Annotated in this window: 4 protein-coding genes and 2 pseudogenes; 1 reads left to right on the top strand and 5 read right to left on the bottom strand. The window is 47.3% G+C overall.

Annotated features, from left to right (window positions below; translation table 11 throughout):
* Positions 1-164, bottom strand: a pseudogene (locus tag ABLA76_RS17260) (HNH endonuclease); the annotation flags it as partial.
* A 4-nt stretch (positions 165-168) separates the two neighbouring features.
* Positions 169-624, bottom strand: coding sequence for a hypothetical protein (locus ABLA76_RS17255; RefSeq protein ID WP_348988870.1), 456 nt, complete (start codon positions 622-624; stop codon positions 169-171).
* 174 nt (positions 625-798) lie between these two features.
* Between ABLA76_RS17255 and ABLA76_RS17250 the strand changes: the two genes are divergently transcribed.
* Entirely contained in the window at positions 799-948 is a 150-nt protein-coding gene (locus ABLA76_RS17250) for a hypothetical protein (RefSeq protein WP_348988756.1), read from the top strand.
* A gap of 667 nt (positions 949-1615) precedes the next feature.
* On the opposite strand, the gene ABLA76_RS17245 is transcribed toward ABLA76_RS17250, so the two are convergent.
* The 3 genes and pseudogenes from ABLA76_RS17245 to ABLA76_RS17235 form a co-directional block, all read right to left on the bottom strand.
* Entirely contained in the window at positions 1616-1858 is a 243-nt protein-coding gene (locus ABLA76_RS17245; protein ID WP_285811068.1) for a hypothetical protein, read from the bottom strand.
* Complete coding sequence (locus tag ABLA76_RS17240) at positions 1839-2312, bottom strand: lysis protein (protein WP_348988869.1); 474 nt, start codon at positions 2310-2312, stop codon at positions 1839-1841. The genes ABLA76_RS17245 and ABLA76_RS17240 overlap by 20 nt, the downstream gene beginning before the upstream one ends.
* Position 2313: 1 nt before the next feature.
* Positions 2314-2524 (bottom strand): annotated as a pseudogene (locus tag ABLA76_RS17235) (hypothetical protein); the annotation flags it as partial.

Below are 2524 nucleotides of genomic sequence, written 5' to 3'. Positions count from 1 at the left end.
CGTAGCTTGTCCCACTTGCTGCCGTAGCCGCGGGCGTGTCGGTTCTTACCTTGCTGGTGGTTCTGCCAGCCTGTGTGCAAATGATCGTTACAGTAGCCTGAGCGGTCGGTAGTGGTTTTAGGGCAGCCGAGCTTACGGCAGGCTCGGGGGATACGAGGCGGCATGGCATCACCACTTTGAGAACAGTCCGCCGCGTTCACTCTCGTGTGCAACAAACCGGCGTATCTCTTCACGGATGATATAGCGGAGGTGATCGTCATCAGGGATGCTGGGTATTTTCGCTGAGTTAATGACGGCCGAACTCAGGCGTGCTTGCTTAGCAGTCCCTCTATATGCTTTCTCTATTTCATTGATTATGGCATTGGCGTTTATATCTACTGCCAGTTCCAATGGAGTAACAGCTACTCTTACTTTCCCTTCTGAACCACATACCTTAAAGCTATCGGCAGTAACCCCAGCCTTAGCATTGTTATCTGTTGACAGCTTCATGCCAGCCTCACGCCGCCCATCAATGCGATCCAACAGTTCAGCAATGTGTTCTAGCTGTGATTCAAGCTGGCTTAATGTTTCCGTGTCGTATTGGATACCGACAGTGAATGTGGATGTTGCTGTACCTTGTGACATGTTTGCTCTCCATAAATCAGAATAATTAACTGGTCTGGTTGATATAACCCCGACAGTTTTTGCACGGTGGTTATATAAAATGCTGAAAAAGCATTCAGCAAGTCACTTATCGTCCAATATTCAATTATCGGACTTTGGCTCTTCGACTACATGGCGATCACAACTCGGTGAATTATGATGGCAATGCAGGCCGTCTCTCCGGCTGTCACACCCCTTCGCCTGCCTACAGCGGATGTTGCTGATAATGACCCGTCTTCTTCGGGGGCATGGGTTATTTTTGATTCTGTCTGTACGCTCGATGGCAAGGAAGCATGTCATAGCTAATACAAACAGACAGCGATAACCCGACGCAAAGGAGTATCGATATCGATATTCCCGATAGAGGTTCGCTCAAAATAGTGACGTAAAAACAGATGCTTAAGCCGTTTTGTCCAGCCCGTTGTGTCCAAATAACACATTGAAAGGCAATGAATTTATTTCTTTTGTCCAGTACATAAATCAACCATGGAGGTATGTCTACAGTTGGAAATAAAAATGCCACCAGCCCGTGTGCGTTGGGTACGCGGTAGGAACGGGGTGGCAGCATGGGTTATTCCTGTAGCCACTCAGGGAATGGACACGGGAATATTTACTTTAGTTTCAAAGGGTAATTAACTGTTAAGGATTATTCGCTTGTTATTGGGTGGGGATGGGGTTATTAGATTTATCGGTTTTTGTTGTAGTCAATGAAATCAGTGAAATAAGGTGAGTAAAATGAAAAAGTTCATTCTTCTTTGCCTGTTGGCAGGCACTACACTTTTAGCTTCAGCGCAAGCTTCCGCTTTGATCTGCTCTCGGCTATATTCTCCAGGCAGCCCCGATTGGAAAGATTGTATAACTCAGTGCTTCGAAGCTGGAGGAAGCGGAACATTCTGCGAGTAAGGCGGTCGGAGGACTCCGCCCCACTTGTTAGGGTTTACCCACCCCAGTATCATTTGCTCTGAGGTGGCAATCAGAATGTAGTTGGTTGAGCCACGGCACGAACCCAACACATAATGCCCTTTTGCAGGTCAGTTCGCCCTTCGTTCAGCCAACGCATATCAATTTGGTGGTTTCCTGTTTGTGCATTTGTAACTGCTAAATAGTCATAGAGTTGACCTAATTCTTCACCCAGCGCCTTAATCTTGTTCATGCAATTAATTTCATCTTGGGTAAGTTCACGATAGCCAGTGATTTTACGGTGTTGGTTTTCCATTATTACTCCCACATTCAGTCTTCGCCCAATCCCTCAGTCCGAGGAACTGGGCTTCGAGGGTTTCAAGTTCTCCGAGGAGACGTACATAATCCTGTTCAGCGTCTTTCGCCAGTCTGGCGGGTCTTGAACCATCCACGCCGGAGGGGGCAGCGGTTTCAGACACGGGGCACTCGGCTTTGACGTACACCCGCTGAGTGTTAGTGCGGAGAGTATCGCTAAGCTCATCAAGTTTAGATTTGGCATTGGCGAGTTTCTGTAAGCTTTTTGCATCCCGTTCGTGGAGTTGCTTGATGCGCTCTTGCTGGTTGGTGTTGATGGCGACCTGTTCGTCATACTGTAGCTTTAAGCTACGGTATTCCTTGGCCTTGTCCTGATACTCACTGTAATAGAACCAAAGCAGGCCAGAGACAATCACCAGAGTACCAAGGGTGAAGTACTGGCTGTTGAATTTCATGTCACTCACCTTGTTCAGTACGTGTTGTTTTACCCTTACCTGTTTCAGCTAAAACAAAATCCAGCAACAAATCCGTAGCCTGCCCCACCAGCTTGTTTATCTTGCTCTCATGTTCAGGCCTGACCTTCTTCCATTCGTTGAGTCCAGTACCAAACACACTGGCTAGTTGTTTGTCTCTATTTAAGTCAGCACAGGCCTGATTCAGTTCTTCC

Origin of the sequence: Xenorhabdus sp. SGI240, from assembly GCF_040081915.1 — a bacterium.
Taxonomy (GTDB): domain Bacteria; phylum Pseudomonadota; class Gammaproteobacteria; order Enterobacterales; family Enterobacteriaceae; genus Xenorhabdus; species Xenorhabdus bakwenae.
The sequence above is the reverse complement of the archived record's forward strand: the minus strand, read 5'-3'. Positions and strand labels throughout refer to the sequence as shown.